General features: G+C 68.2%; 25 protein-coding genes. 20 read left to right on the top strand and 5 right to left on the bottom strand.

Translation table 11 applies throughout. From position 1 onward, the window contains the following. Positions 1–33: 33 nt before the first annotated feature. From IAI54_RS13890 to guaA, 4 genes are all read left to right on the top strand, one after another. Positions 34–513, top strand: a complete 480-nt coding sequence (locus tag IAI54_RS13890) for a TspO/MBR family protein (RefSeq protein ID WP_187972905.1) — start codon at positions 34–36, stop codon at positions 511–513. 59 nt (positions 514–572) lie between these two features. Beyond that, positions 573–1031, top strand: coding sequence for a PaaI family thioesterase (locus tag IAI54_RS13885; RefSeq protein ID WP_187972904.1), 459 nt, complete (start codon positions 573–575; stop codon positions 1029–1031). After that, the gene (locus IAI54_RS13880) at positions 1028–1690 is read left to right on the top strand and encodes a 5'-methylthioadenosine/S-adenosylhomocysteine nucleosidase (protein WP_187972903.1); all 663 of its coding nucleotides are present in this window, start codon (positions 1028–1030) and stop codon (positions 1688–1690) included. The genes IAI54_RS13885 and IAI54_RS13880 overlap by 4 nt, the downstream gene beginning before the upstream one ends. A 156-nt stretch (positions 1691–1846) precedes the next feature. Then, positions 1847–3424, top strand: coding sequence for a glutamine-hydrolyzing GMP synthase (gene guaA / locus IAI54_RS13875; protein WP_187972902.1), 1578 nt, complete (start codon positions 1847–1849; stop codon positions 3422–3424). A 265-nt stretch (positions 3425–3689) separates the two neighbouring features. Here guaA and IAI54_RS13870 read toward each other — a convergent pair whose 3' ends face one another. Both IAI54_RS13870 and IAI54_RS13865 read right to left on the bottom strand, forming a co-directional pair. Next, the gene (locus IAI54_RS13870) at positions 3690–5945 is read right to left on the bottom strand and encodes a hypothetical protein (protein ID WP_187972901.1); all 2256 of its coding nucleotides are present in this window, start codon (positions 5943–5945) and stop codon (positions 3690–3692) included. 129 nt (positions 5946–6074) lie between these two features. Next, positions 6075–6521, bottom strand: a complete 447-nt coding sequence (locus tag IAI54_RS13865; protein WP_187972900.1) for a type III secretion system chaperone — start codon at positions 6519–6521, stop codon at positions 6075–6077. Positions 6522–6809: 288 nt separating this feature from the next. Between IAI54_RS13865 and sctI the strand changes: the two genes are divergently transcribed. From sctI to sctU, 12 genes are all read left to right on the top strand, one after another. Beyond that, on the top strand, positions 6810–7253 hold the full coding sequence (gene sctI, locus IAI54_RS13860; RefSeq protein WP_187972899.1) for a type III secretion system inner rod subunit SctI: 444 nt from the start codon (positions 6810–6812) through the stop codon (positions 7251–7253). Positions 7254–7279: 26 nt separating this feature from the next. Further along, positions 7280–8131, top strand: coding sequence for a type III secretion system inner membrane ring lipoprotein SctJ (sctJ, locus tag IAI54_RS13855; protein WP_210321252.1), 852 nt, complete (start codon positions 7280–7282; stop codon positions 8129–8131). After that, entirely contained in the window at positions 8128–8925 is a 798-nt protein-coding gene (locus IAI54_RS13850; protein ID WP_187972897.1) for a hypothetical protein, read from the top strand. Before sctJ ends, IAI54_RS13850 begins: the two co-directional genes overlap by 4 nt. Further along, on the top strand, positions 8904–9569 hold the full coding sequence (locus IAI54_RS13845; RefSeq protein WP_187972896.1) for a hypothetical protein: 666 nt from the start codon (positions 8904–8906) through the stop codon (positions 9567–9569). Before IAI54_RS13850 ends, IAI54_RS13845 begins: the two co-directional genes overlap by 22 nt. Positions 9570–9637: 68 nt before the next feature. Beyond that, positions 9638–10954 (top strand): type III secretion system ATPase SctN, encoded by a 1317-nt coding sequence (gene sctN, locus IAI54_RS13840; RefSeq protein WP_187973154.1) that lies wholly within the window; start codon positions 9638–9640, stop codon positions 10952–10954. Continuing rightward, positions 10951–11463: a type III secretion system stalk subunit SctO gene (sctO, locus tag IAI54_RS13835; RefSeq protein ID WP_187972895.1), complete on the top strand. Its 513-nt coding sequence runs from the start codon at positions 10951–10953 to the stop codon at positions 11461–11463. The genes sctN and sctO overlap by 4 nt, the downstream gene beginning before the upstream one ends. Continuing rightward, a complete protein-coding gene (locus IAI54_RS13830; RefSeq protein ID WP_187972894.1) occupies positions 11450–12259 on the top strand; it encodes a hypothetical protein in 810 nt (269 codons plus the stop codon). Before sctO ends, IAI54_RS13830 begins: the two co-directional genes overlap by 14 nt. Then, positions 12256–13383 carry a FliM/FliN family flagellar motor switch protein gene (locus tag IAI54_RS13825; RefSeq protein ID WP_187972893.1) on the top strand — a complete coding sequence of 376 codons (1128 nt, stop codon included), beginning with the start codon at positions 12256–12258 and terminating at the stop codon, positions 13381–13383. The genes IAI54_RS13830 and IAI54_RS13825 overlap by 4 nt, the downstream gene beginning before the upstream one ends. An 82-nt stretch (positions 13384–13465) precedes the next feature. Further along, the gene (gene sctR, locus IAI54_RS13820; protein ID WP_187972892.1) at positions 13466–14107 is read left to right on the top strand and encodes a type III secretion system export apparatus subunit SctR; all 642 of its coding nucleotides are present in this window, start codon (positions 13466–13468) and stop codon (positions 14105–14107) included. 45 nt (positions 14108–14152) lie between these two features. Continuing rightward, entirely contained in the window at positions 14153–14422 is a 270-nt protein-coding gene (gene sctS, locus IAI54_RS13815) for a type III secretion system export apparatus subunit SctS (protein ID WP_187972891.1), read from the top strand. Between the two features lie 6 nt (positions 14423–14428). Then, on the top strand, positions 14429–15289 hold the full coding sequence (sctT, locus tag IAI54_RS13810; RefSeq protein WP_187972890.1) for a type III secretion system export apparatus subunit SctT: 861 nt from the start codon (positions 14429–14431) through the stop codon (positions 15287–15289). Further along, on the top strand, positions 15286–16410 hold the full coding sequence (gene sctU / locus IAI54_RS13805) for a type III secretion system export apparatus subunit SctU (RefSeq protein ID WP_187972889.1): 1125 nt from the start codon (positions 15286–15288) through the stop codon (positions 16408–16410). The genes sctT and sctU overlap by 4 nt, the downstream gene beginning before the upstream one ends. Positions 16411–16447: 37 nt before the next feature. Here the strand turns inward: sctU and IAI54_RS13800 are convergent, their stop codons facing one another. From IAI54_RS13800 to IAI54_RS13790, 3 genes are all read right to left on the bottom strand, one after another. Beyond that, the gene (locus IAI54_RS13800) at positions 16448–16840 is read right to left on the bottom strand and encodes a type III secretion system chaperone (protein ID WP_187972888.1); all 393 of its coding nucleotides are present in this window, start codon (positions 16838–16840) and stop codon (positions 16448–16450) included. A 136-nt stretch (positions 16841–16976) separates the two neighbouring features. After that, on the bottom strand, positions 16977–17639 hold the full coding sequence (locus tag IAI54_RS13795; RefSeq protein WP_187972887.1) for a hypothetical protein: 663 nt from the start codon (positions 17637–17639) through the stop codon (positions 16977–16979). 86 nt (positions 17640–17725) lie between these two features. Next, on the bottom strand, positions 17726–20158 hold the full coding sequence (locus tag IAI54_RS13790) for an FHA domain-containing protein (RefSeq protein ID WP_187972886.1): 2433 nt from the start codon (positions 20156–20158) through the stop codon (positions 17726–17728). A 356-nt stretch (positions 20159–20514) separates the two neighbouring features. On the opposite strand from IAI54_RS13790, the gene gspD reads away from it, so the two are divergent. The 4 genes from gspD (at position 20515) to IAI54_RS13770 (ending at position 25568) form a co-directional block, all read left to right on the top strand. Continuing rightward, a complete protein-coding gene (gene gspD, locus IAI54_RS13785) occupies positions 20515–22812 on the top strand; it encodes a type II secretion system secretin GspD (RefSeq protein WP_187972885.1) in 2298 nt (765 codons plus the stop codon). Positions 22813–23044: 232 nt separating this feature from the next. Beyond that, positions 23045–23434: a type III secretion system chaperone gene (locus tag IAI54_RS13780; RefSeq protein ID WP_235679355.1), complete on the top strand. Its 390-nt coding sequence runs from the start codon at positions 23045–23047 to the stop codon at positions 23432–23434. A gap of 170 nt (positions 23435–23604) precedes the next feature. Beyond that, complete coding sequence (locus IAI54_RS13775; protein ID WP_187972883.1) at positions 23605–25065, top strand: hypothetical protein; 1461 nt, start codon at positions 23605–23607, stop codon at positions 25063–25065. Further along, the gene (locus IAI54_RS13770) at positions 25062–25568 is read left to right on the top strand and encodes a hypothetical protein (protein ID WP_187972882.1); all 507 of its coding nucleotides are present in this window, start codon (positions 25062–25064) and stop codon (positions 25566–25568) included. Before IAI54_RS13775 ends, IAI54_RS13770 begins: the two co-directional genes overlap by 4 nt. Positions 25569–25576: the final 8 nt, after the last annotated feature.

The raw sequence follows: 25576 nt of genomic DNA, 5'->3' as shown, positions 1-25576 counted from the left end.
GCGGGCGACAGGCCGCGAAACCGGAGACCCTTCATGAACCGCCGCAGACTGGCGACCCACATCGCCTTCCTCGTGCTCGTCGTCGGCGGAGGGCTCCTGATCGGCGCCACCAACACGCCCGACGGTTGGTATGCCTCCCTGGCCAAGCCGCCGTTCAACCCGCCGAACTGGATCTTCGGGCCGGTCTGGACGATCCTCTACGTCGCGATCGCGGTGGCCGGCGCGCGGACCTGGCTTCGCGACCGGCGCGGCGCGGCGATGACCTTGTGGTGGGGACAGCTCGTCCTCAATTTCCTCTGGTCGCCGGCCTTCTTCACGCTGCATTCGATCGGCGGAGCGATGGTCGTCGTCACGGGAATGGCCGTCGCGGTCGCTGCCTTCATCGCGGCGTCGTGGCGGCACGACCGGCCGGCCGCCCTGCTCTTCGTCCCCTACCTCGCCTGGGTCTGCTTCGCCGGGCTGCTCAACGGGTCGATCCTTTGGCTCAACGGATCGCCGGTTGCAGTGCAATAGCGATGCATTGCCACCGCGGGACCGCCTTGCGATAACGGTCCCGCACCGAGGACCAGCCCATGCCCGACATCACCGACGAACCCACCGACTACGAACGCCGTGTGCGGTCGAGTTTCGACCGCCAGGCGGTGATGAAGACCATCGGCGCCGTGCTGACGCAGGTCACCCCCGGCATGGTCGAGATCGAGATGCCGTTTTCCGAGCCGCTGACCCAGCAGCACGGGTTCCTGCATGCCGGCATCATCTCAACCGCGCTGGATTCGGCCTGCGGATATGCGGCCTTCTCGCTGATGCCGGCGGATGCGGCCGTCCTCACCATCGAGTTCAAGGTGAACATGCTGGCGCCCGGCAGGGGCGAGCGCTTCCTGTTCAGGGGCTCGGTCACGAAGCCTGGCCGCACGATCATCGTTGCGGACGGCCAGGCCTATGCCTTCAGCGCGAGTGGCGAAGCCAAGCTCGTCGCGACCATGACCGGCACGATGATGGTGGTGACGGGCCGCGAGGGCATCGCCGGATGAGCGCGCCGTCCGGCCCTCCGCCCTTCAAGGACGTCGCCGGCCGCCGCATCCTCTACGTAATGGCGGCCGCCGCCGAATACGGGCCGCATCTGCAGGCGAGGTTCCAGCCGCTCATGACGGGTGTCGGTCCCGTCGAGGCGGCGGTCGAGGTCACCCGCGCCCTGGCGCTGATCGAGCGCACCGACCGGGCGCCGGATCTCGTCGTCTCGCTCGGGTCGGCCGGCAGCCGCGTGCTGGAGCAGACCGAGGTCTACCAGGCCGTCTCCGTCGGCTATCGCGACATGGATGCCTCCCCGCTTGGTTTCGCCCGCGGCGCCACCCCCTTCCTCGACCTGCCGGCCGTCGTGCCGCTGCCGCTGCGGATCGCCGGTGTGCCGCAGGCGACGCTGTCGACGGGTGCGAACATCGTCTCCGGCACCGCCTACGACGCGATCGCCGAGGACATGGTCGACATGGAGACCTTCGCGGTCCTGCGCGCCTGCCAGCGCTTCGACGTGCCGCTGATCGCGCTGCGCGGCATCTCAGACGGCGCGGCCGATCTGCGCCATGTCGGCGACTGGACCGAGTATCTGCACGTCATCGACGAGAAGCTTGCAGCGGTGGTGGACCGGCTGGAAGTGGCGATCGCCGCCGGACTCATCGTGGAGGCGAGCGGGTAGAGCGCCCGCGTTGCCGCGGCACGATTGCCTCCACGTCGCGCTCGCCAGACAGGAAGGCTGTCCGCTGGTGACGGCGGATGCACGGCTGGTGGCAAAATTCGCGGCCACGCGGCACGTGGGATTGCTGGAAACGCTCTGATCGTCTAGTGGCTCGCCATGAGCACGATCCCCCATCCCGACAGCATCCTCATCATCGATTTCGGCAGTCAGGTGACGCAGCTGATCGCCCGGCGCGTTCGCGAAACCGGTGTCTACTGCGAGATCTGGCCGTTCCAGAAGGCGCAGGAAGGCTTCGACAGGCTCGCGCCGAAGGGGGTCATCTTCTCCGGCGGGCCGGACTCGGTGACCCGTGAGGGATCGCCGCGCGCGCCGCAGGCGGTGTTCGAGGCGGGCGTGCCCATCCTCGCCATCTGCTACGGCCAGCAGACCATGGCGGAACAGCTCGGCGGCACGGTCGAGGGCGGGCACGCGGCGGAATTCGGCCGCGCCGACGTCGAGATCCTGAAGGCCTCGCCGCTGTTCGACGGCGTCTGGGAGGTGGGCGGGCGCTATCCGGTCTGGATGAGCCATGGCGACCGCGTCACCCGGGCGCCCAAGGGCTTCGAGATCATCGGAACCTCCGAGAACGCGCCCTTCGCGATCTGCGTGGACGAGGCGCGGCGCTACTACACCACGATGTTCCATCCCGAGGTCGTGCACACGCCCGACGGGGGTAAGCTGCTCGCCAACTTCGTGCACCGTATCGTCGGGCTGAAATCGGACTGGACCATGTCCGCCTACCGCGCCGAGATGGTGCAGAAGATACGCGACCAGGTCGGTTCCGGCCGCGTGCTCTGCGCGCTGTCGGGCGGCGTCGACTCCTCCGTCGCGGCGGTGCTGATCCACGAGGCAGTCGGCGACCAGCTGACCTGCGTCTATGTCGACCACGGCCTGATGCGGCTGGGCGAGAGCGAGCAGGTGGTCGGCATGTTCCGCGACCACTTCAACATCCCGCTCGTCCATGTCGACGCCTCCGACCTGTTCATCGGCCAGCTCGAGGGCGAGGCCGATCCCGAGACCAAGCGCAAGACGATCGGGCGCCTGTTCATCGAGGTGTTCGAGGAACAGGCGAAGAAGATCGCCGAGGACGGGCGCGGCGCGCCGACCTTCCTCGCCCAGGGCACGCTCTATCCCGACGTGATCGAGAGCGTCTCCTTCTCGGGCGGGCCGTCGGTCACCATCAAGAGCCACCACAATGTCGGCGGCCTGCCCGCGCGCATGAACATGACGCTGGTGGAGCCGCTGCGCGAACTGTTCAAGGACGAGGTGCGGGCGCTCGGCCGCGAGCTCGGCCTTCCCGAAAGCTTCATCGGCCGCCATCCCTTCCCGGGTCCGGGTCTGGCGATCCGCCTGCCGGGCGGTGTGACGCGCGAAAAGCTCGATATCCTGCGCAAGGCAGACGCCATCTATATCGAAGAGATCCGCAAGGCTGGCCTCTACGACAAGATCTGGCAGGCTTTCTCGGTGCTGCTCCCGGTCCAGACGGTCGGCGTCATGGGCGACGGCCGCACCTACGACCGCGTGCTGGCGTTGCGCGCGGTGACGTCGGTCGACGGCATGACCGCCGACTTCTTCCCCTTCGACATGAATTTCCTCGGCCGCGCCGCAACCCGCATCATCAACGAGGTCAAGGGCGTCAACCGGGTCGTCTACGACGTGACGAGCAAGCCGCCGGGGACCATCGAGTGGGAATGATTCAGACCCATCCGAACATCGCCGAATTTACGCTGCGATACGATCTAACGCACTGAAAGCAAAATAAAATCATCCTGTGCCTATCGATGTCTATCGGTGGGCATGGATGGCGTTGGGCGGCCTCGCTGAGGGGCTTCGCCCCCAATGCGGCCGTCCGGTGTCGGCGAAGACGGAGCGGCCAAGGGCTTTCCGCGCAACCGACCCTCGGCTGCGCCGCCCCGACCGATCCGGGGCGTCGGGGCCCGCGAGGGGCGGGCGGCCCGACTCACAGGATGACGGACTTCTCGTACGGCTTCAGCTTGACGACGTCCTCCAGCATCGTCTCGCGGCGCCGGAGCAGTTCAGTACCGGTCTTGACGCCCTCGCCGACCGTGACGGGATCGGCCCTCGCGAGGATCGCGTCGGTGAACAGCGTCATTCCCTCCTTCCAGCGGTCCTTCAGATAGGCTCCCTCGTTCACCAGGTCGGGATGGATCTCGCGCGCGCCGCCCTTGCCCTGTGGCAGACCGACACCATTGGCCAGCGACTGCATGGCCTTGGATACCTGCAGGACGGTCGTGTCCACCGACCTGTCGGTCCCCTTGGTCACCACCAGCTGAGGGGCGAGGCTGCGCAGGACCAGGAGGTTCGTCGCCGCCGAGAACTTCATCTCTGCCTTGCGTTCGACCGGTGCGTCGCTGTCGTCGATGGCCTTGAACTGGATGGCGAGGTGATCGCAGAGCACCTGCGGGTAGCGTCCCGCCGCGTCCGTCACGCTCGCCGGATCCTCGGGGTTTCCGAAGACCTTGACCATCAGGTGGTCGATGAATTCGACCTGCCCCTTCGCCACCTCCTTCGGCGTGACGCCGTGCTCGCGGGCCAGATTGTCGATCTCGCCGCCGGTGACCGAGAAGCTCCGGTAGGCGTTGCACTCCCCGACGAGCGAGACGGCTATCCGACCGATCTCGGGCGTCTTCGAGATGCCGCTCATCAGCTGGCTGTTCGTGTCGTTGCTGCGAAGGTAGGTGTTCTCGTTCGGGTATTTCCTGGCGTGGTCCTCGGTGTAGAGCTTGACCCCGGCATAGGCACCGCCGGCGAGCATGTCCGCGTCGTGCCGGTCGACGTCGAAAGGCACCTTCGGGCCGACATGCGTCTCGTGGAAGAGGTCCTTGACCATGGACCTGCGCTCGTTTTCGAGCCGCGCGAAAGCCAGCACGCCACCAAGCGACACCGCCTGTTCGACCGCCTTCGGATCGCCCCGCCTGACGATGGCCTCCGCGAATTCGCGGAAGCCCTCCGCCCACTTCTCCTTCAGTCCCTCACCCTGCGTGTTGATTTCAGGGTGGAAGTCGCCGCCGCCGAAACCGACGCCGTTCACCAGAGACTGCATGCCTTTGCTCAACTGGATCGCGCTTTGCCTCTGCCTCGGCGAGAGGGACGTGTCGCCCGACGCGATGAGTGGGTTGAGGCTGCGCAGGAACAGGGTGTTGCGCGCGACGTTCAGCTTGAGCGCCGCCTTCTTCTCCTCGGGCGCGGAACTGTCGTCGATGGCCCTGAACTCGATGGCCAGCTGGTCGCACAGCTCCTGCGGGAAGCGACCCGCCGCCGTCTCCACGCTCCGCGGGTTGCCGGGTTCGCCGAAGGCCCTGATCATCGCCCTGTCGACGCTCTCGACGGAATTCTTCGCCAGCCGGGAGATCTCTTCCTGCCGCTTGACCGGATCCTCTTCGACGACCCCCGCCTCCACCTTGCCGAAGGCGCCCGTGTTGACCGCGACGCCCCCGTCCTTCACCAGATCGCTGATGACCTTCGCCTCGCCGCGCAGGTTCCGGCCGGCGAAGCCGGAAAGCCTCGACGAGTGCGAATCGGACCGTTGGAAGGATGCCTGCTTGTCCACCAGCGCGTTCTCTCCTGCGCCCACCTTCCCGAGCTGATCGGCCCCGTCCTTGATCAGCAGATAGCTGCCACCCTGGCGGAATTCCTTGCCGTACGCGGAGGGTTCGAAGTCCGAATGCGGCCCGCTGAGACTGTCGATGAAGGGCTTGAGCATGGTCTTGACGGCTTCGCCCAGGCGCCGCTGGTCGGTCGCCTTCTGCTTTTCCGACCGCAGATCCTCGGTCTCGACGACGGTCTCCCCCTTCAGATCGTCGAGGTCGATGCGGAGGCCGGTGCCGACCGATGCCGTCGACAGCGTCCGCTTCGGCGTTTCCGGGACGTCGTCCCCCGCATCGGAGCCGTCCTCGTCGATGAACAGGTCGAGATCCTGGCCGGACAGGCGATCCCGCGTGAAGTCGATCTCCGACTTCGACGCGCGGGGCCGCATGGGCTGCACCTGCTCGACCGTCGACTGGGTGAACAGATTCTTGATGTCCTGCCAGAGTTCCTTGAAGAAGGTCCGCGCCGCCTCGCCGAAGGGTCTGGTGGAGCTCGGCTTTTCGGCGTCGACCTGCTTGATCGGGATGTCGCCGAACATCGGCGTCTGGCTGGTTCCCTCGGTCCTCCGAGGCTGGAACTGCTTCGGTGCGACTTCGTAGCTTGCCATCGTCCTGCTCCTTGTCTCGTGGTGCCGCTCAGAGCGTAAGATTCAATCGAGGATGCGAAAGAATGCCCACTGAAGTCCCTGAGATCTTTGATTTAAGCTGCGCGGAAACGGGCATTCTTCCACATCCCCTCACGCGCGGATGAGGACGCTGTCGCCGTCCTGTCCCTCGGCCACGTCGCCGGCGGGGCGGTCCGGCGCGCCCGACTGCCAGAAGGCGAGGTGGCCGACGAAGGCGAGGATGCGCCGTTCGAAGGCTTCCGCGGTCAGGCCCGCCACGGCGACCCTCTCGCACAGCACGAAGCGGCTGCCGCCCGGCTGCAGCGCGATGCGTGCGCCGCCGGTCGCCTCGCCGAGATGGTTGGCTTCCAGGGCACGGCGTAGGATTGCGACGTCACGGGCATGTCCCAGCCCTTCCACGTGGGACCAGATCTCGAGGGTTTCCGGGTCCAGCCGATGAAAGCTGACCCGCAACACCCCGTCGAACTGCAGCGTCGCGTCGCCTTCGCGGTCGAACTGGAGGTTGGGGAGGCCGACGCGTCCTCCGAGATCCCTGAGGGCAGTCGCAACGGGTTCCATTGTGGGCTCCGGCTTGAAGGATGGAAGACGAACGATACGCGATCCCGCATGGGCGACGGTGATGGACGGCACGTCCGACCCGTGCCGCCCGGCACGTCCGGCAGGCCAAGGCAGCCCTCTGCGCGAGGGCCGCAGGACATCCGCCGGGGAGGGGGCTGTGTCGTCTGATAAGCGATCGGCGACCCCGCCCGTGTAGGTCTCTTGTCCGGGGTGCAACCGGCAGGCGGCGGCGGATCGCCGGCCGGGATCCGCGCCGGCAAGCCGAGGCATTGGGAAAGGTGGATCGCCATGGAACCGTTAGCGCAACTTGCCCAGCTGGGCGGTTCGGACCTGTCGGGCGTGGGGGCGGATGCGGGTGCGACGGCGGCGCCGGATGCCTCGCGGATCGAGCGTTTCCAGCAGATCTTCCAGGAGAGCAGGGACGCCCGGCCGGATGCCGTCCAGCCGGCCGACCAGGCATCGCGCGGAGATGCGCTTCGCACGCTCGAGCTGGATCGCGTTCCCGCGCCGCTCAGCGCGACCGGCGATGCGATCCTCGGCGGCCTGTCGCGCCTGCGCGAGGCCTTCGACGCCCAGCAGAACAGGCTCGGCCAGCTGGCCGAAGCGAGCACGGGGTCCGAGCTGATCGCCGTGCAACTCGAGGTCGTCCAGTACAGCATGCTGGTCGACGTCACGTCGAAGCTGACCGGCAAGGCCACGCAGTCCTTCGACACGCTCATGAAGGGTCAGTGAGACAGGATTCGGATCGGCTGATCGTGTTGCTTTCCCAGACAAACGCCAACGTCCCGGGCCGCGCGCAGCCGCTGGTGCTTTCGCAGCGCCGCCGCCTGCCGCAGGGGTTCCGCCTCGCCGCCGCCGGGCTCCTGTTCCTCCTCGCCGGATGCCAGGCCGACCTCTATTCGAACCTGACGGAGACCGAAGCCAACGAGATGCTGGGCGTGCTGCTGGCCAACGACGTCAGCGCCGACAAGAAGGCACTGGGGGAGGGCGTCTTCACCCTCGTCGTGGGCAAGGACGACATCCTGCGGTCGCTCGAGATCCTGAAGAACAGCGGGCTGCCGCGCGTCCAGGGCGCCTCCATGGGGCAGGTCTTCGCGAAGTCCGGCATCGTTTCGTCGCCCTTCGAGGAGCGCATCCGCTACGTCTACGCCCTTGGCGAGGACGTGGCGAAGACGATCCAGCAGATCGACGGCGTTCTGACCGCGCGCGTCCACATCGTGCTGCCCGAGAAGGCGGAGTTCGGCCAGGACGTGAAACCGTCGTCGGCCGCGGTCTTCATCAAGCAGCGCCCGCAGGTCGATCTCGATTTCCTCGTGCCGCAGATCCGGCGGCTGGTGTCCAATTCGATCGAGGGCGTCTCGTTCGACAACGTCGCGGTGGTGCTGGTCGAGGCGCAGGACGTGCCGCTGATGCCGGGTACGCGCAACGCCCCGGAGATGCGGGACGTGCTGCCGGGCGTTCGGGTGGCCGCCGCGTCGATGGACATGCTCTGGATGTGGGTCGGCGGGTTCGCGGCCGTCCTCCTGCTGTCGATCGTCGGCAACGTCGCGCTGATGGTGGCCCGGATGCGGTCGGGCAAGCCGGCATCGACCAGGGAGGCGGATGCATGATGCCGCCCGGCATTCCCCGATCGGTGCGGCTGCAGTGCAGCCTCGCGGCGGCGATCACCAATCCGGCTTCGCTGGTGGCTTCCGATCTCCAGGGACTTTCCCCCTGGGACCCGGACCGGCTGAAGCCCTTCCGCGACGGCCCGAACGGCGATCTCGTGGCGCGTGCCCTCGCGGCCGATCTCGGCCTGCACGACCTGGCGGCCGGCGACAGCCTCGCCGTCGGGTTGCGGACCAAGGAGGATGTCCGGCTGGCGCTCCAGATCGCGATCGCCCCGGCGTCGGAACTGCGGGCTGGCGTGCGGCAGCTGGCCGCCGCGACGTTCCGCAAGACGATCGGCAACGCGGTCCGCAAGGCCGACCGGATGATGCTCTCGGAGCATGTCGGGGAGGAGGCGCTGCTCACCGCCACGCGGCAGGCCGAAACCTTCTGGCCGTCCCTGTCGGTCTACGACACGCTGGACCCCGGCCTGCTCGCCGCGCCGCAGGAGCCGGCGCAGGCGCACGGGGAGGCCGCAGCCGCCTGGTCCCGACCTCGCCTGTCGCGCGAGATCGCCCTGCTTCCGGCGATCCTGCGCCAGGCCTGGGGCATCCTGCATGCCTGCGTCGACGCCACCGACAAGACCTCGGGTGCGATGCTGCGCGCCCGTTTCGGCGCCGGTCTGGCGGACCTGCTTCCCGCCGGCGGCCTGCGCGGGCCGGCCGCTGCGGCGCGGTCCATCCCCGCACCGCAATGTGCGGTGATCTTCAACCTGCTCCAGCGAAAGGTGCCGGCGTGGTCGACGTCTATCGACTAGCGGAGATCCGGCTGGCTCTCGGATCGGGCAACCGCGTCATCAAGCGGCGTGACATGCAGGCGATCGAGGATGCGTCCGCGATCGTCGCGGCGGCGCACGCCCGGGCCCGCGAAATCCTGGCGGAGGCGGAGATCCAGCGCGAGGAGGAGCGCCGGCGCGGCCATGCGGAAGGAACCGCGGCCGCCGCGCGCCAGAGCTTCGAGCGCCTGCTGCGCGAGCAGGCGCAATTCGACGCCAGTCTCGAGCGCTCGCGCGGGGACCTGACCGACCTGGTGGTGGCCTGCACGCGCGCCATCATCCAGGACGTCGATCCGGTCGACGCGGCCATCTCGCTGACGCGGTCCGCGCTGGGGCGCATGCGGCGCGAGCGGCGATGCCAGCTTTTCGTCCCGAGCCAGATCCTGGAGCCCGTCCAGGCCCGGATCGCCGGGGTGCTTGCGGATTTCCCCGAGGTGGAACTCATCGACGTGGTGGGCGATCCGGCGCTGTCGCCGCCCACGGTCGTGCTGGCCTCGGGCCTCGGGCGCGTGAAGTGTTCGCTCGACGAGACCGTGGACGCGCTGGCCGACATCCTGCGCGGCGTGCTGATCCCGGTGCGCCCGGCCGCCGAGGAAGCCGTTCCGCATTTCGGCGGCGCGTCATGAACGCCTTCGTGCGACCGGTGGCGGACCTGCCGTCCGAAGAAGCGCGGCGGATCGGCGCGATCCGGGCGATGCCGGCCGAGCGGGTCGGCATCCTGCGCGAGAGGCTGCGCGAACTGCGGCCCTATCCGCTGCTGGGACTGGTGCGGAAGGTGGTCGGGACCATCATCCATGCCTCCGCGCCGAGCGTGCAGGTGGGCGAACTGGTGGAACTGCGCACGCCCGCCACCGGCCACAAGCTGATGGCCGAAGTCGTCGGCTTCCTCGGCGACGAGGCCCTGCTGTCGCCGATCGGCGAGACCCAAGGCGTGGCGCCGCACACGGAGGTCCGGCCCACCGGTCGCGTGCAGTCGGTGGCGGTGGGCGACGGGCTGCTCGGCCGCGTCATCGACGGGCTCGGAAACTTCATCGACGGGTCTGACCGGCCGTTCGAGCCCGAGACCTACTATCCGGTCTACCAGCTGCCGCCCGATCCGATGAAGCGGCGCGTCATCACCACGCCGCTGTCTCTCGGCGTGCGGGCGCTCGACGGGCTGCTCACGTGCGGCGAAGGCCAGCGCATGGGCATCTTCGCGGCGGCGGGCGGCGGCAAGTCGACGCTCCTGTCCATGCTGGTGAAGGGCGCCGACGTCGACGTGACCGTGCTCGCGCTGATCGGCGAGCGCGGCCGCGAAGTGCGCGAGTTCATCGAGCACGACCTCGGCCCGGATGGTCTCGCGAAGTCGGTCGTCGTCTGCGCCACGTCCGACAAGTCGTCGATGGAGCGCGCCAAGGCGGCCTTCGTCGCGACATCGATAGCCGAGTTCCACCGCGACAAGGGGCGCCGGGTGCTCTTCCTGATGGATTCGGTGACGCGCTTCGCCCGGGCGCTGCGCGAGATCGGCCTCGCCGCCGGCGAGCCGCCGACGCGGCGCGGTTTTCCCCCGTCGGTCTTCGCCAACCTGCCCAAGCTCATGGAGCGGGTGGGCATGAACGAGACCGGGTCGATCACGGCGCTCTACACGGTGCTGGTGGAGGGCGACGACATGAACGAGCCGGTGGCCGACGAGACCCGCTCGATCCTCGACGGTCATATCATCCTGTCGGCGCGCCTGGCGCAGCAGAACCATTATCCGGCCATCGACGTGCTCGCCTCCAAGAGCCGCGTCATGACCAAGGTCACCTCGCCCGAACACCTGCAGGCGGCCGGCGCGATCAACGAGCTGATGGCCACCTACAACGAGGTGGAGCTTCTGGTGAAGATCGGCGAGTACAAGCCCGGCTCCGACCCGCGCGCCGACCGCGCCATCGCCAAGGTCGAGGAGATCCGGCAGTTCCTGCGCCAGCGCACGACGGAGCGCACGCCCTTCGCCGAGACCGTTGCGCGGCTGCGCAAGGTGGCCTCATGAGCGCGCTGCGGCAATACAGGACGCTGGCGAAGGTCAAGTCGCTGCGGGAGCAGAAGGCGCTCGAAGACCTGCAGAAGGCGCGCCGCGCCGAACTGGAGGGCGAGCAGAAGGTGGAGCGGCTGACGCGGGAGCTGGCCGAAAGTGCCGCGACCCTGCCGGACCGCATCGACGCGCTCTATCGCGCGGTGATCGGCAAGACCATCGATCTCGTCGAGATCGATCTGGTCAAGCACCGGGCCAAGCTGCTGGAGGCCGACCACCAGAAGATCGCCGACCGCAAGGCCCGTGCGGAGCACGCGCTGGTCGCGCTGCGCAAGCAGACGCGCGAGGCCGCCGAGGCCTATCGCGCGGCGCAGATGGACCGCGAGAAGTATGACGGCCTGCTCGCCGACCTGTCGCGCGAGATCCTGCTCGCGGCGACCACGAAGGAGGAAGCCGAAGTCGAGGATCTGTTCGCCCGTCCCCGCAGCCGCATCGTCGCAGAGGAGAAACGCGATGGCAGGCATTGAACGCACCGACCCGATGCCGCCGAACCGGCAGGGCCGGCCTTCGGACCACGAGCCTGCACGGGAGGACAACCGCAAGGGACGCGATCTGTCGGGCCGATTCGGCACGGGCGGAACGCCCTTCCGCGAGGGATCGGCGAAGGGGCGGGACCATCTGCAGAGCCGCGAGAAGGCCTTTGCGCAGGCACTGCGGGCGAACGAGGCACGCAGCGCGCCTGACGCCCGGCCGGGAGCGGGAGAGGCCCCTTCCGAGGGACGCGCCGCGATCACCGACGCGGGCCGGCGGAACGGACGATCCGACCGCGGCAATGCCGAGGAAGAGGCCGGCCTGCCGGTGCTGCTCGCGCGCGCCGGTCCCGAGAGTGCCGCGTCCGGCGGCCGCAGCGCCGATCTGGCACAGTCGCCGTCCGCGGATCTCGCCCAGCGCATCGAGAGCCTGGCGCGCAGGATCGGCGACCAGATCGACGCGCAGCTGCGGGTGAACCTGATCGGCTCGGGCGACGGCGGCTTCCGCCTGTCGGTGACGCTCGACGATCCCGCGCTCGCGCTGAAATCGATCGTCGTGCAGGGCGACGGCGACGTGCTGTCCGTCAATCTCCGTTTCGCCGAGGACATGCTGGATCGCGAGACGCTCGCGACGCTCGCCGGGCAGCTCGCGACGACGCTCGCGACGCGCTTTCCGCGCCGGACGATCGAAGTGTCGGGGCTTCCCGTCGGCTCGGGCGGGGAAGACGAGTCCGAAACGATGGCCGATGCCGCCGCGCCGACCGGCCTCAGCGCGCTGTTTTCAAGACGATGAACGACCTCGCCACCATCGCCGGAAGTGCCCAGAGGACCGGCATCGGCGCCGGCCAGGCGCCGGCCGCACCGGCGGCGGCGGCCCTGCCGCGCCTGGCGTTGCGTGCAAGCCAGATCGAGACGTGGAACGCGCTCGTTTCTGCCGAGGGGACCGAGCTGAGGGTCGCCGGGCTGACGGTGGCGTTCCGCCGCCAGCCTGCGTCGTCGGGCCGCCGCTTCCGCCACGCGCTGAAATGGCTCGACGCGACCAGTGGACGCACGGTCCTCGTATCGCTGCAGACGTTCCCGTTCCTCGAAAGTCACGGGGCCGACCTGCGGGCCGAAAACCTCGACGACCTGCCCGCCCATCTCGGCACGGCGCTCGAGGCAAGCGCGCTGGCGATTGTGGCCGACAGGCTGGCGAAGACCGGAATGAAGCCACCCGCGATCGAAGCCGCAACGGACGTCCCGCCGGCCGGTGCGATCGACGTCGTGGTCCGGATCGGCGGCTTGTTCGCGGGGGAGGTGGCGCTGCGGCTCTGCGGTGCGCCCGGCGCACTGGCGAGCCTGGGCGGGATCGATGGCATCCTGGCGCTGGCGCGGGTCTCGCCGCTGGCGGAAGCGGTGCGGGTGCCGTTCTCCGTGCGGCTCGCCGAGGCGGTGCTGTCGGCCGGCGAGGTCGCGAGCCTGGAGATAGGCGACGCGATCCTGCTCGACGGATCGCCTCGGCGGAGCCTCATGCTCTGCGCCATGCGCCGCCGCTTCCACATCGAACGCATGCAGGACGGCTGGATGATCACGGAGATCGGGATGGACGGCGACCAGAACCCTTCGGGTGCAAGGGACGGAATGAGCGGCGCGGGCGGCCGGGCGGGCGAAACGGCCATGCCGGATCCGGCCGGGCTGCCGGTCGCGGTGGCTTTCGAACTCGCCACGTCGGAGGTTCCGATCGGGCAGCTGGCCACATGGACCCCTGGTGCGCTGGTGGACATCGGTCTCGCCGACGTCGCGGCCGGCCTGCCGGTGACCGTCCGGATCGGCGGCCGGCAGATGGCCCGCGGCGATCTCGTGCGGATCGACGACCGGTTCGCCGTACGGCTCTCGGCGATCGGACCCTGGTCGAACGCCGGTGGCGACGGCAGCTGACGAGAGCGAGGCGCGGGGTGCCGCCAGGCACCCGCGCTCCCGAAAAGGGCGGCGGAGCCGCGCAAACTGACCCGGTCCGAAGATGATCGATCCGCTCAATCTCATCCTGATCCTCGCGATCGCGGCGCTGGTTCCGTTCATCGCGATCGTGGCCACCGCCTACATCAAGCTGTCGGTGGTCTTCCTGCTTTTGCGCAACGCGCTCGGCGTGCAGCAGATTCCACCGAACTCGGCGCTCAACGCGCTCGCCATCATCCTGTCCGGCTACATCATGACGCCGGTCTTCTACGAAACCCTGCAGATCCTCTCGAACGGCGACTACCGGTTCGATTCGGTGGCGAACATCACCACCACCTTCAACGCCGCCAAGGGGCCGCTGATCGAGTTCCTGAACAAGCATGCCGACATGCGCGAGAAGACGTTCTTCCTGGAGGCGGCCTCGCAGCTCTGGCCCCCGGAGGTGCGCGCGACCCTGACGCCGGACTCGCTGGCGGTGGTGCTGCCGGCCTTCACCGTCAGCCAGCTGCGCGAGGCGTTCGAGATCGGGTTCCTGCTCTACCTGCCCTTCATCGCCATCGACCTGATCGTCTCGAACATCCTGCTCGCCATGGGCATGATGATGGTGTCACCGCTGACCATCTCGCTGCCCTTCAAGCTCTTCCTCTTCGTGATGGTCGACGGCTGGTCGCGCCTGATCCTCGGCCTGGTGGGGTCCTATGCATGAACGCGGTTCGGTCCGGGTCCGTCCGGCAAGCAGGGAGGCGCGGCCATGAGCGCTGAAGACACCCTTCACTACGTGACGCAGAGCATGATGCTCGTCATGCTGCTCTCGATGCCGCCGATCATCGTCGCGTCGATCGTCGGCATCGTCGTGTCGCTGCTGCAGGCGCTGACGCAGATCCAGGAGCAGACGCTGCCTTTCGCCATCAAGCTCATCGCGGTGGCGATCACGATCTCGGCCATGGCCGGGATCCTGGGCTCGGAGATGCTGAACTACACGGAAGGCATCTTCAACGACTTTCCCAAGCTGGTGCGCTGAGCCGCCATGAACACGGCCGTCCTCATGGAGCTTCTGGGGCAGTACAAGCCGCTGCTCCTGTCGCTGCTGCTCAGCATGGGACGGACCTACGCCTTCCTGGCGGCCTCGCAGATCCTGTCGCCCTCGGCCGTGCCGCGGCTGGCGCGGACGGCGGCCGTGCTGGTGCTGGTGGCGCCGCTCGTGCCGCTGAACGCGGCCTTCGCGCAGGGGTTCGACCCGGGCGTGGCGACCTTCGCGGCGCTCTTTGCCAAGGAGTACGCGGTCGGCTTCCTGATCGGCTTCCTGATCGCCTGGCTGTTCTGGGCGGTGCAGGCGGCGGGCGCCTTCATCGACAACCAGCGCGGCGCGGCGATCGCCTCCTCGATCGACCCGCTGCAGGGGCATGAGACGTCGCCGCTTGGCAACCTCTTCAGCCAGGCCTTCCTGACCTATTTCTTCGCCATCGGCGGCTTCCTGCTGGTCGTGGACCTGCTCTATTCGTCGTTCCAGGTCTGGCCGGTGACGCGCGGGCTGCCGATCGTCTCGGAAGCGGTGCCGTCGTTCTTCCTCGGGGTGATGGACAGCGGCATGCGGCTGATGTTCGTTCTCGCCGCACCGATCATCGCCCTGATGTTCCTGGCGGAGTTCGGCCTGGCGATCGTCAGCCGCTTCGCCCCGCAGATCCAGGTCTTCATCCTGGCGATGCCGATCAAGAGCGCGATCGCGATCCTGATCCTGATCTTCTACTTCTCGACCATGTTCGACGTGGCGGGCCGCGAATCGGAGAGCTTCCGGTCGCTGCTCGACCGCTTCTACGCCATGCTGGAATTCGGCTCGGACGCGGTCGACCGCCTGCCGCCACCTTCGGACGGGGAGCCGCGGCCGTGAGCCAGTCGTCCGGCGAAAAGACCGAACAGCCGACGCTCAAGAAGCTTCGCGACGCGCGGCAGAAGGGCCAGGTGGCACGTTCGCAGGAACTGGTCACCACGCTGTCGCTGTTCGGCGTGATCGCCGTCATATGGATGCTCGGATCGTGGATCTACGCCAGTCTGGTGCAGATGCTCGACCTCGCCGCGATGTTCGCAGCCCAGACCGGTTCCGGCGACAAGACGGCGCTGATCTCCTCGATGGCGGTGATCTACGACATCGGCGCGGGCATCCACCTGCCGGTGCTCGGGGTCTGCATCCTGATGGGCATCGCGGCCAACTACATCCAGTTCGGCACCGTGTTCTCGCTGGAGAACCTGATGCCGAAGCTGGACAAGGTCTCGCCGGCCAGCGGCTTCAAGCGCATCTTCTCGATGAAGCAGCTCGTCGAGATCCTCAAGTCGATCATCAAGATCGTCTTCCTGAGCATTCTTCTCTACATCGTCATGGAACGGGCGATCGGCGCGTTCATCACCTCTGTCTATTGCGGCATGAACTGCCTGCTGCAGGTGACGGTGAGCATGCTGATGCTGACCTTCGCGCTGAGCGGCCTCGCCTTCGTGATCGTGGCGGTGGCCGATTTCGCCTACCAGAGGCACAGCTTCATCAAGGGGCTGATGATGACGAAGGAGGAGGTCAAGCGGGAATACAAGGAGAGCGAGGGCGACCCCGTCGTGAAGGGGCAGCGCAAGCAGTTCGCCTTCGAGCTGATCATGTCCGACCAGGTCGGGCAGGCGCGCAAGTCGACGGCCGTCGTCATCAACCCGACGCATCTCGCGGTGGCGATCCGCTTCTCCGAAGACACGATGCCCCTGCCGATGGTGGTGGCCAAGGGCCGCGACCTCAATGCGGTGGCTATCCGCGCCGCGGCGGAGGAAGAAGGCGTTCCGATCTTCCGCAACGTGCCGCTCGCGCGCAATCTCTTCGCCGACACGGAGCCCGGCCAGTACATTCCCGACGAGACCTTCGAGGTGGTTGCCGAGATTCTGGCCTGGGTGGCCAGCAACCGCGACGTGCTCTACCGCGGACCGCTGTCGCACGGGGTCATCGACATGGAAGCGGGCGACCACCGCGCGCCATAGCCGGAAGCAGCGCCTGCCGGCACGGTCGACCGTATTGTCAGGAAGCCTTGCCCGGTCCTCCCTGGCGCAGCCGCGTCACCCGTCTGATGAAGTCGAGAAGGATTCGGTCGAGATCGTCTGGCTCCAGGGCCGCCACGTCGACGCGCTGGCAGAGGAATGGGACGCCCGCGGAGTCCAGCGCGAATCTTGCGTCCGCGAGGCCGGCATCCGCATTGGCGCGCAGAAGGTCGCGCAGCCCGCCATCCGTCGGCTGTCGCCGGTCGGTTGCGACATGCGCGGCGATTTCCATGACCGTCTCTGAGATCCTCACCAGATAGACGGACAGGGAATCCTGGACGACGATCTCCGCCCGGCCTCCGGCGTCGAACGCCAGCTGCTGGAGGCCCGTGAGATCCTTCAGCGTCTCCAGTGCCTGCCGAACGTCCCTCATGGCCGCCGCATCCGCTCGGTCGGCCCCGGGGCCGGCGCGATCAGCGCGGACGCCGGGTGGGCTCCTGCGACGAGGGCCGTCGAAGCGCGGACCCGGTGGCGATCGGTGCGGAACCCCGTTCTCTGCACGGAAACCGTCACTCGCGTTCCGGCGCGTTCGGCGTGACGCCGAACTGGATGCCGATCAGGAGCCGCTGCGCGGTGTGCTGGTCCTCCCGGTAGTTCGGATTGCCGCGCGCCCGCCTCGCCACCGTGGTCAGGGCGCGGCGGGCTTCGGCGATCTCGCCGCCATTCAGTGCGCAGGTGCCGATCAGCAGCGAGACGCGCGGGTGGTCGAAGCCCTGGTCGATGAGCCAGTAGCCGAGCTCGATCGCGAGCTCCGGCCGGTTCTCGTGCGCCGCGATGACCGCGAGGCCGAAGACCGAGGGCAGATGCGGCCGTTCGGGCGGTCGCGCCTTGCCGCCGCTGTAGCACGTGAGGAAACCGAAGGCTGCGGCGGGACGAAGACCGAGGCCGAAATGCCGGCATGCGCCGGCGTAGATGTGTTCGGTCGACGGCTGATCACCGTCGAGCGGATCGATCGGCAGGCCGAACCCTGCCCCACCCTCCGGCTGCAGGGAGGCGATCAGGTCGGCCATCGGTGCCGCGCAGGTACCGAGCGGCGTCCAGAAGAAGCTCGTCAGCGCGGCACGGCCGATTCGCTCGATGTCGCTATCGCGAAGCGGCAGGGCGCCACGCTCCCACACGCCCGCGCCGTCCTCAAGCCGCGACCTCGATATCGGCTCCACGACTGCAAGCATGTGAATTCCGTTCCTCGGTTGTGGTGACTGCCGCGCCCGGGACAGGTCCCCGTCGGGGGGCTCGCCGGTGTCGTTTCCTGCGCCGGTTACTTCAAGTGCCATGGCATGCCATCGGGATAAACGCGGGCCATGTAGCCCTTCGGGACGCGAACCAGCACGCCCAGTTCGCCAATGCTCGAGATGCGGCTCTCGATGGAGGGCGAGGCGCCTTCCTCGAGCGTCTCGCCGCCTTCGACCTGCAGATAACGCTCGCCGCTGGTCTTGGCACCCACGATCGCGAGATCGTAGCTTTCATCCTCGCGCAGCAGGAACTGGATGAACTTCGGGTTTCGGCGCGCCTCGTTGAGATAGATCGAGTCCTCGGCGAGCGCCATCATCGCCGGGCTGCCGGTGCGCATCAGGCAGTCACGCACGCGCGTCGGCGAAAGTCCGGCCTCCAGCACCAGCCCGCGCTTGGCATCGACCAGATCCTTCATCGCGATCTGGTTCGAGACGCTGAGCAGGTCGAGCCAGAACACCAGCGTCGGCAGCATCTCGATGGAGAGACGGGAGCCGGGCCAGCAGGCCTTGTCGCCGAGCTCGATCGAACGTTCGGCTGGAAGCGGGGCGGCGGCGGCCTCGGAGACACGGATGTTGATGCGGCGGAACGCCTGTTCGAGATCGGCGCCGCGTTCATCGCCGAGCGCCTCCTTCAGGCGGTCCTCGTCCTTCATCTCGAGCATCGCGCCGGTGGCCTCGTTGAGTTCCCGGAACGCCTGCTGCGTTTCACCCTGATCGAAATGCGTCGTCACCGGCGCGTCGTCGCGTGGCGTCGCATCGGCCGCGGATACGGCCGGTGCGTCCGCATCGGCTCCGTCGACGAGCACGTCCGGCACGCGCACGACCGGTTCCGGGGCAGGGAGGATGGAAACCGACGGCGCCGCGCTCGCGACCTGCCGCAGGTCGCCTGCCCGCCTGAGGGCGACGTCGAGCGAGAGCGTATCGGCGGCGGGCCGGTCGTCCGCGGCACCGACTTCGCCGCCGGGCGACGGCCTGGCGCCGTCGTCGGGACCGGCTGCGGCATCTGCCGCCGCGGAGGCGTCGGGCGTCGTTGGCGGAGCTCCCGCAGCGGAAGCGTCCTGTTCTCCCGCCGTCCCGCCAGGCGGGTCCTGGGCCGCGGCCTCGCCCCCGGGCGTCGTCGCCTGCCCGGCGTCGGCGGTCTCCGGCTCGGCACGGGCGCCCGGAGCGACCGCGTCGACGAGCGTCTCGTAGCTGGTCTGGTTGCTGAGCAGGAGGTCGAGCGGGATGGACCGGCCAGGCGTCCCGGCCGCGAGTTCGTCGCTCGCAAGAATGATCGGCGTCCGGTCGGCCGGGCCGGCGGCTGCCTGCTCCTGCGGCGCGCTGCCGTCGATCACGACCGTGCGGCCTTCGATCCCCACGTAGGACCGCAGCGCCATCGATCGGGCGATTCCTGCCGCGTAGGACTTCAGGAAACCGAGCCAGGCATCCACCTGATCGTTGCGGACGGCGCCGGTCGCCTCGATGAGCTGGCCTCCGCCGGGCGCGGAGGTCAGCCGGAACAGGACGCCGTCGAGGATCTTGGACCGCGCCGCCAGCGCGAGCGTTTCCTCGAGGAAAGTCTCTGCGGTGCGGACCTCGGAGCGGACGGCGGAGACCCCCACAACCTGCTCGGCGATCAGCGTCGACACCTCGTCGACCTTCTCCTTTTCGAGCACCGTGCCCTTCAGGATGACGGTGCCGTCGCGCTCGATCGCCACGGTCAGGGGCAGGCCGCGTGCGGCGACCAGCGCCGAGAGTTCGTTCTCGAGGACGTCGCGCGCCCAGAGACGAAGCCTGACGGGAACATCCGTCTCGCGCACGGCTTCGCTGATCGCCCGACGCTCCACGAGCGTGTCCACGTAGCCACGCGCATTGATCGTCCCGTCGACCTCTTCCTCCACGACGACGTCTGCGGCGAAGGGGAAACGGTCGACCGCTGCGCGCACCACCTCGACATCCGGCGGCCCGGACTTCGAGACGAGGCCCGACAGCGTCGAACCGCCGCCCGACAGCGCGACCGCGCCGAAGACGAGGAGCAGCACGAGCACGGCGACCGGAACGCCGTAGCGGATGGCGCCTTTCTCTGCCTTTCCGGGGGTCCGCGGCGCCGCGGCAGCGGGCTTGTCCACGGATGCGGACGACAGGAGCTGGTTCCAGTTCGCGCTGGCCTTGGCGACGGCGAACCGTGTCGTCGCGACCGTGACCACCTCGAGCTGGTCGATGTCGTGCCAGGTCGCGCTGCCGGCGTCGATCGCCAGACCGGTCGAGGTCGTCACGGCGCCGGCGGCCGCCGCGATCGAGATCGTGCCCCCGGCGATTCGCAGCCTGGCATGCGCGGGCTTGAGGGCGACGTCCGTGATCTGCAGATCGTCGTCCGCTCCCGACCCGATGACGTACTCGCCATCTTCGAGCGCGACCTCGACGCCGTTCTGCACGCCGTTCAGGATCTTCAGGATGACGATCTGTCCGTGATTGCTCATCGACCAAGTCCACGATGCCCGAACGGCTGGCGCGGGCGATACCGGCGCAGCCGCCCGGCGGAAGCCCGACAGTCTCTCCGGTGTCCACCGACGATCATAGGGCTCCGTGGGCTTCGCACTGTGACCGAAAGCACACGGGAACGTCTGCAGCATCCGTACGGCATGGGTGAAACGTTCCTTCGCCCTGCATGGAGTGTCGGACGACACAGTGCGGGTCCGGCGGCGACGCGCATATCTCGACGCAGAGCGATTCAGGGGATTCACTCGATGACGGGATTGGTCTGAGAGCTTCTCGTATTCTCGCGTCGGCTCCGAGGACGCCGACGCTGGGATTGTTCGATTGCGGCAGGATTGAAATGCGGAACGAGATGCACTGTCCTGACCTCGCCGTGAGGACGAGTTGCATCGCCAGGACCGGCATCCTCCTCCTTCTGCTCGCCTGCCTCTCCGGCTGCATGAGCATCTTCGAGGGCGTCGACGAACGTCAGCCCGAAAGCGCCGGCGAGTTCCTGTCCAAGGATTTCCAGCGAGAAACCGTGTTCAGCAATGCGAACGGCCCGCGGCTCGTCGGGCCGCGCCGCGGCGAGGACGGCTACGTCGACACGTCCGCGGTGAACTCGACGGACCGGGCCGCGAGGGAGCGGCGCAATGCGCCTTATGACGGCCGCGCATCCTTCGGCGGCGATCCGACCGTCCTGGGCGGAGACGAGCGCGGCTGGGACTCGCGCGGGGATGGTGGCGCCGGCTTCCCGGGGGCTAGCGGCGCTCCGGGCGGCCGCCAGTTTGCGGCAGGCGAGCGCGTGACGCTCCGGTTCGACGACGAGCCGCTACCGAGCGTCATCCGCCAGGTTCTCGGCGGCGTGCTGCGCGTCAACTACGTCATCCCGCCCGGGCTCACGGGCAACGTCACCTTCAGGACGGAACGCCCGATCCCGGTCGACCAGGTGCTCCTCGTGCTGCGCGACATCCTCGCGCGCTACAACCTCGCGATCCGCCGCATCAACGACGTCTACCAGATCGGCACTCCCGACGAGCTGGAACTGCTCGAGGCCAACAGCGAGGCGAGCCGGCTCGACGATCCGACGACCCGAATCATCAAGCTGCAGCGCGGCAATGCGGTGGAGTTCGCGCGCGTGTTGTCCGCGCTCGTACCCGCCGGAACGTCGGTATCGGCGATCGAGAGCTCCAACTCGCTCGTCGTCCGCGGCCGGTCCGCCGACTTCGGCTCGGTCATGGGCCTCCTCGACACCCTCGTGGCGACCGGAATGACCGACCAGCGGATCGCCATCGTCCCGCTGAACGAGGCGCCGCCGGAGCAGGTCGCGGCCCAGGTTCTCGCGGCCTATTCGGCGCCGGGCCTGCCAGCCGTGAGCATCGTGCCGCTGGACAACCGCCAGGCCGTCCTCGTCTCCACCGCCAGCGTCCGGACGATGGACGAGGTGAAGCGGCTGGTCCGCGAGCTCGACACGGACCTGACCGAGCGCGCCGAGCTGCGGATCATCCAGCTGACGCATCTCAAGGCCGAGGAAATGGCCGATCAGCTCGTCAAGGTGTTCGGCGGAGAGGCCCCGAGCACCGAGGCGGCGCAGACGGCGCAGACGACGTCCAACATCCTGGCGGCAGCCAGGGACCGCGCCAACGCCGGCGTCGATGCGAGCGCCGAAGGTGCCGTGGCCGCAGACGGTGCGGAAGGCAGCGAGGCAGCCGAGGGACAGTCCGCGCAGGACGGTGCCTCCCTCCTCGTTCCGGGGTCGGAGGCACTCTCCATCACGGCCAACGCCCGCTCGAACTCGCTGCTGATTCGCTCGAGCTACAAGCAGTTCAAGCGGATCAAGGACGTCGTCGCGGCTCTCGACATTCCCGAGGGACAGGTCGTCATCGAGGCGACGATCCTCGAGGTCGACATCAACGACCGGCTCAAGCTCGGTGTCCAGTTCTTCCTCGAAGGCGCCGGCATCTCGGCGCGGTCGTCCGAACTCCTCGGCGCGGTCGATCCGGGCGGTGCCGGCTTCACGGGCGTGTTCAGCCGGGCGGTGGGCAACGTCCAGGTGGAAGTCGTCCTCGAGGCGCTGCAGTCGGTGACGAACGTCAAGATCGTCTCGTCCCCCTATCTGACAGTGGCCAACAACCAGACGGCACGGTTGTCGGTCGGCGACCAGATTCCGTTCACGAAGGCGTCGCAGACCTCCAATTCGGGCGGGTCCGTCACGGTGACGCAGGAGGTGGAGACGCGCGACACGGGCGTGATTCTCGAGGTCACGCCGCAGATCCGGCCCGACAATTCGGTCTCGCTGTTGATCTCGCAGGAGGTTTCTGCCGCGCGCGCGGTCGCCACGGGCGCAGACAAGGGCGTCAATCCGGTCATTTCCCAGCGGTCGATCAATTCGCAGATCGTCGTCGATTCGGGTGCGACGGCGCTGCTCGGCGGCCTGATCCAGGAACGCGCGAGCCTGGTCGAGAACGGCGTCCCCGTGCTGCGGAAGATCCCCGTCGTCGGAAACCTCTTCCGGCAGCGCGACGGCACGACGCAGCGGTCGGAGCTCGTCGTGCTGATCACGCCGCGCGTCGCGCGCCGGTCGGGCCAGCTCGAGCAGCTGACCGAGCAACTGCGCTGGCAGAGCTCCATCCGTCCCCACACGTCCCCCAAGCCATGACGCGGGACGCACACGGGGCTCTGCCGCAAGGAACCGCGTGGTAAACAGATGCTGAATGTGGCGGTCGTTACGAGTTGTAACGGCGAGGCTCTCCGCCTATTCTCCTTCTGGCCATCGCACGCGGGGCCGTGGACGTCAGGGCAGGGGTGATCCGTTGGAGAGTTGCGCTGAAGCGCTCGAGGTCATTCGACGCAGGACCGGCCAGGATTCCGGTTCGGCCCGTGCGAATGCCGTGGACATCGAGATCGAACATGTCGTGCAGGTCCGGTTCAGCGTCGTCGACGACGATCGGCTGCTCCTGCGCGCCCCGCTGCACGACGTCTCGGTCCGGCTGAGCCGCGACATCATGACGGAGATGCTGAAGGCCAACGCCTACGGCCAGGCGACCGGCGCGGCACGGCTGGCGCTCGATGCCGAGGACGACCGGCCGGTTCTCCTCATGACGCTCGCCGTGAAGCCGCTCGACGAGGTCTCTCTCGTCGGACGGGTCATCGACTTCATGAACCATGCCGCCTACTGGCAGACGGTGGGGACCGACGATCTGGAGGCGCTGCGGGAGAACGCGCGGATGCCGGCCATGGCCCCGGACCGCTGGAACGACGTCGTCCTCGTCAGGGTCTGAAGCGCCGCCGGCTCCGCGAAAACGTGCCGCCTGATACAGACGGAGGCCGCAGCCCCATCCTAGTGTCCGGGTGAACCGGGACAGTCCCGGCGTGCAGTCGACGCGGCCGCGCGGTTCCCGAAGCATGAACGCCATGGGCACCGTGCGCTTCGACCGAGAGGAGCAAGGCCATGACCGAGATCGTCAACGCGCCCGTTTCCATCCAGTCGCTTCTTTATCAGGAAGTGCCGCCCACCCCTACGGGCACGCCCGTGCAGGGGACGCAGACCCCGTCGTCCGGCATCGTCGGCCTGCAGCAGATCGTGGCGGACCAGTCGACCACGACCGGCAGCCGCGGCCTCTCGGCGGCGACGCTCGGGCTCACCCGACCGCGCGGCAGCGGCGTGACGGAGGCGGATCTGGTTCTCGTCCGCCAATTGCTCGACGACCTGCGCAGCGATCTGAAGACGAACGAGCTCTTCGCCAATGCCGAGCGCCGCACCACCGCGCTCGGAGACGCGCTCGCCGTGCTGAAGTCGCTCGAGGAGAACCTCGCGCGCGCGGTCTTCCTGGAAGCGGACACGGAGCCGGCGAAGGCCCGCACGGAGGCGGCCAAGCAGAACTACGACCAGGCGAGCCTCGTGACCGGGGCGGCGAGAGGCCAGCTCAACACGTACCTGAACGACGTCCACGATCCGCTGGTCAAGCAGATCACCGACACCAAAGCGGAGAACGTGACGCTGCAGCAGCGCGTGGACACGATCAACACCACGCTCCTGCCGGAGGAGCGCCAGAAGAAGATCGCGGCCGAGACGCAGCTCGGATCGGCGATCAATCCGGCGCCGGGGACGATCCGCTACGACCTTGCGACCCAGCGCAACGAGAAGACCCGCATCGAGGCCCTCGTCAACGCCGAACCCGATGCCGCCAAGAAGCAGGCCATCAGGACGCAGAACAACTATGCCGGCGTCCTGACCGAGATTGGCCGGCTGGAAGGTCTCGAGAGAGAGAAGATCGGGATCATCGACGACGCGGTCGAGGCCATCGCCGCATTGGAATCCGAGGCTTCCTCCAAGTCCACGACGATCGAGACGAACAAGGGCAACATCGCTACCTGGGAGGAGACGCTCAGGACCGTGGTCGCGCCGGAGAAGGCGCGGCTGGAACGCATCCTTCAGGATGCGGTCGACGTCGAAACGGTGATGAAGGGCCGCTACGACGCGGCCGACAGCTACGAAAAGTCGATACCCGGGCAGCTCGAGGTCGCGCTCGGCAATTTCAACGCGTCGCTGGCGGTGATCGGCGTCTTCATCGCACGCCTCTCGACCGGGTCCGGCAGTCTCGAAGGGGGGCTCGCGGCCGAGCTCCTCGCTCTCAAGGAAGGAAATCTCGGCACCATCCGGCAGCTTTCGGACCTTCTCGACAAGGCACGGGACGCGCTCATCGCCGACAGCGCCATCAAGAACGCGATCCGCAACGAGACGAATGATCTCGGCGAGGTCCGCAAGACCAAGGTGAGCCTCGCCTTCTCCGCGATCTTCACCTCCCTGCAGGAGGCGCTGAACAACCTCGCCAACGGTATAGAGGCCTCGACCGGAGGGCAGGACAAGTCGAAGGGTCGCGTCCGGTTCGCGATCGGCGGCACCGCATGAGCTTCTCGCCTTTCGATCCCGCGGTGATGCGCCGGGTGCTCGGCCGCCCTGTGCCGCGCGCGGACGCCCGCACATCGAACGAGGGACCCGCCGAGCGGCTCGAACGCGGCTCCGATTTCGAGACGGCCCGGATGAACGACGCCTATCGCCAGATGGAGCAGGCGCTGCGGGACCTGCTGGCGCATCCGTTCATCCGCGAGGATGCCGAGACCCTCGGCCGCATCGAGAACCTTCTGTACTGCGTCGACATGGACGATTTCGTCCACAGGTTCGACGTCGCGTCGCGGCACATCGAGGCGAGGCTCGCCGTGGTGGCCGCGGGTGGCGCGCACGCGGGGCACCCGCAGAGCCAGCCGGCGACGCGGGCGCAGATCCCCGGAGGGGCGGGTGCCGAAGCGGCTCTGCGTGCGGCCGCTCCGCTCCCTCCTTCGGCCCCGGTCGCGGACCGTGGCGGCGACACCCCACCGCGGCCGGCCGGCTCGCGGATGCGGCTGAACCTCTGAGGCGCCGG

The organism is Aquibium microcysteis (assembly GCF_014495845.1).
Lineage (GTDB): Bacteria > Pseudomonadota > Alphaproteobacteria > Rhizobiales > Rhizobiaceae > Aquibium > Aquibium microcysteis.
This window is presented reverse-complemented; position numbering and strand designations above follow the sequence as displayed.

Bases quoted from the DNA above. Each gene is read 5' to 3' on its own strand.
- IAI54_RS13890 (WP_187972905.1), top strand. From the start codon at position 34: ATGAACCGCCGCAGACTGGCGACCCACATCGCCTTCCTCGTGCTCGTC.
- IAI54_RS13885 (WP_187972904.1), top strand. From the start codon at position 573: ATGCCCGACATCACCGACGAACCCACCGACTACGAACGCCGTGTGCGG.
- IAI54_RS13880 (WP_187972903.1), top strand. From the start codon at position 1,028: ATGAGCGCGCCGTCCGGCCCTCCGCCCTTCAAGGACGTCGCCGGCCGC.
- guaA (WP_187972902.1), top strand. From the start codon at position 1,847: ATGAGCACGATCCCCCATCCCGACAGCATCCTCATCATCGATTTCGGC.
- IAI54_RS13870 (WP_187972901.1), bottom strand. From the start codon at position 5,945: ATGGCAAGCTACGAAGTCGCACCGAAGCAGTTCCAGCCTCGGAGGACC.
- IAI54_RS13865 (WP_187972900.1), bottom strand. From the start codon at position 6,521: ATGGAACCCGTTGCGACTGCCCTCAGGGATCTCGGAGGACGCGTCGGC.
- sctI (WP_187972899.1), top strand. From the start codon at position 6,810: ATGGAACCGTTAGCGCAACTTGCCCAGCTGGGCGGTTCGGACCTGTCG.
- IAI54_RS13850 (WP_187972897.1), top strand. From the start codon at position 8,128: ATGATGCCGCCCGGCATTCCCCGATCGGTGCGGCTGCAGTGCAGCCTC.
- sctN (WP_187973154.1), top strand. From the start codon at position 9,638: ATGCCGGCCGAGCGGGTCGGCATCCTGCGCGAGAGGCTGCGCGAACTG.
- sctO (WP_187972895.1), top strand. From the start codon at position 10,951: ATGAGCGCGCTGCGGCAATACAGGACGCTGGCGAAGGTCAAGTCGCTG.
- IAI54_RS13830 (WP_187972894.1), top strand. From the start codon at position 11,450: ATGGCAGGCATTGAACGCACCGACCCGATGCCGCCGAACCGGCAGGGC.
- IAI54_RS13825 (WP_187972893.1), top strand. From the start codon at position 12,256: ATGAACGACCTCGCCACCATCGCCGGAAGTGCCCAGAGGACCGGCATC.
- sctR (WP_187972892.1), top strand. From the start codon at position 13,466: ATGATCGATCCGCTCAATCTCATCCTGATCCTCGCGATCGCGGCGCTG.
- sctS (WP_187972891.1), top strand. From the start codon at position 14,153: ATGAGCGCTGAAGACACCCTTCACTACGTGACGCAGAGCATGATGCTC.
- sctT (WP_187972890.1), top strand. From the start codon at position 14,429: ATGAACACGGCCGTCCTCATGGAGCTTCTGGGGCAGTACAAGCCGCTG.
- IAI54_RS13800 (WP_187972888.1), bottom strand. From the start codon at position 16,840: ATGAGGGACGTTCGGCAGGCACTGGAGACGCTGAAGGATCTCACGGGC.
- IAI54_RS13795 (WP_187972887.1), bottom strand. From the start codon at position 17,639: ATGCTTGCAGTCGTGGAGCCGATATCGAGGTCGCGGCTTGAGGACGGC.
- IAI54_RS13790 (WP_187972886.1), bottom strand. From the start codon at position 20,158: ATGAGCAATCACGGACAGATCGTCATCCTGAAGATCCTGAACGGCGTG.
- gspD (WP_187972885.1), top strand. From the start codon at position 20,515: ATGCGGAACGAGATGCACTGTCCTGACCTCGCCGTGAGGACGAGTTGC.
- IAI54_RS13775 (WP_187972883.1), top strand. From the start codon at position 23,605: ATGACCGAGATCGTCAACGCGCCCGTTTCCATCCAGTCGCTTCTTTAT.
- IAI54_RS13770 (WP_187972882.1), top strand. From the start codon at position 25,062: ATGAGCTTCTCGCCTTTCGATCCCGCGGTGATGCGCCGGGTGCTCGGC.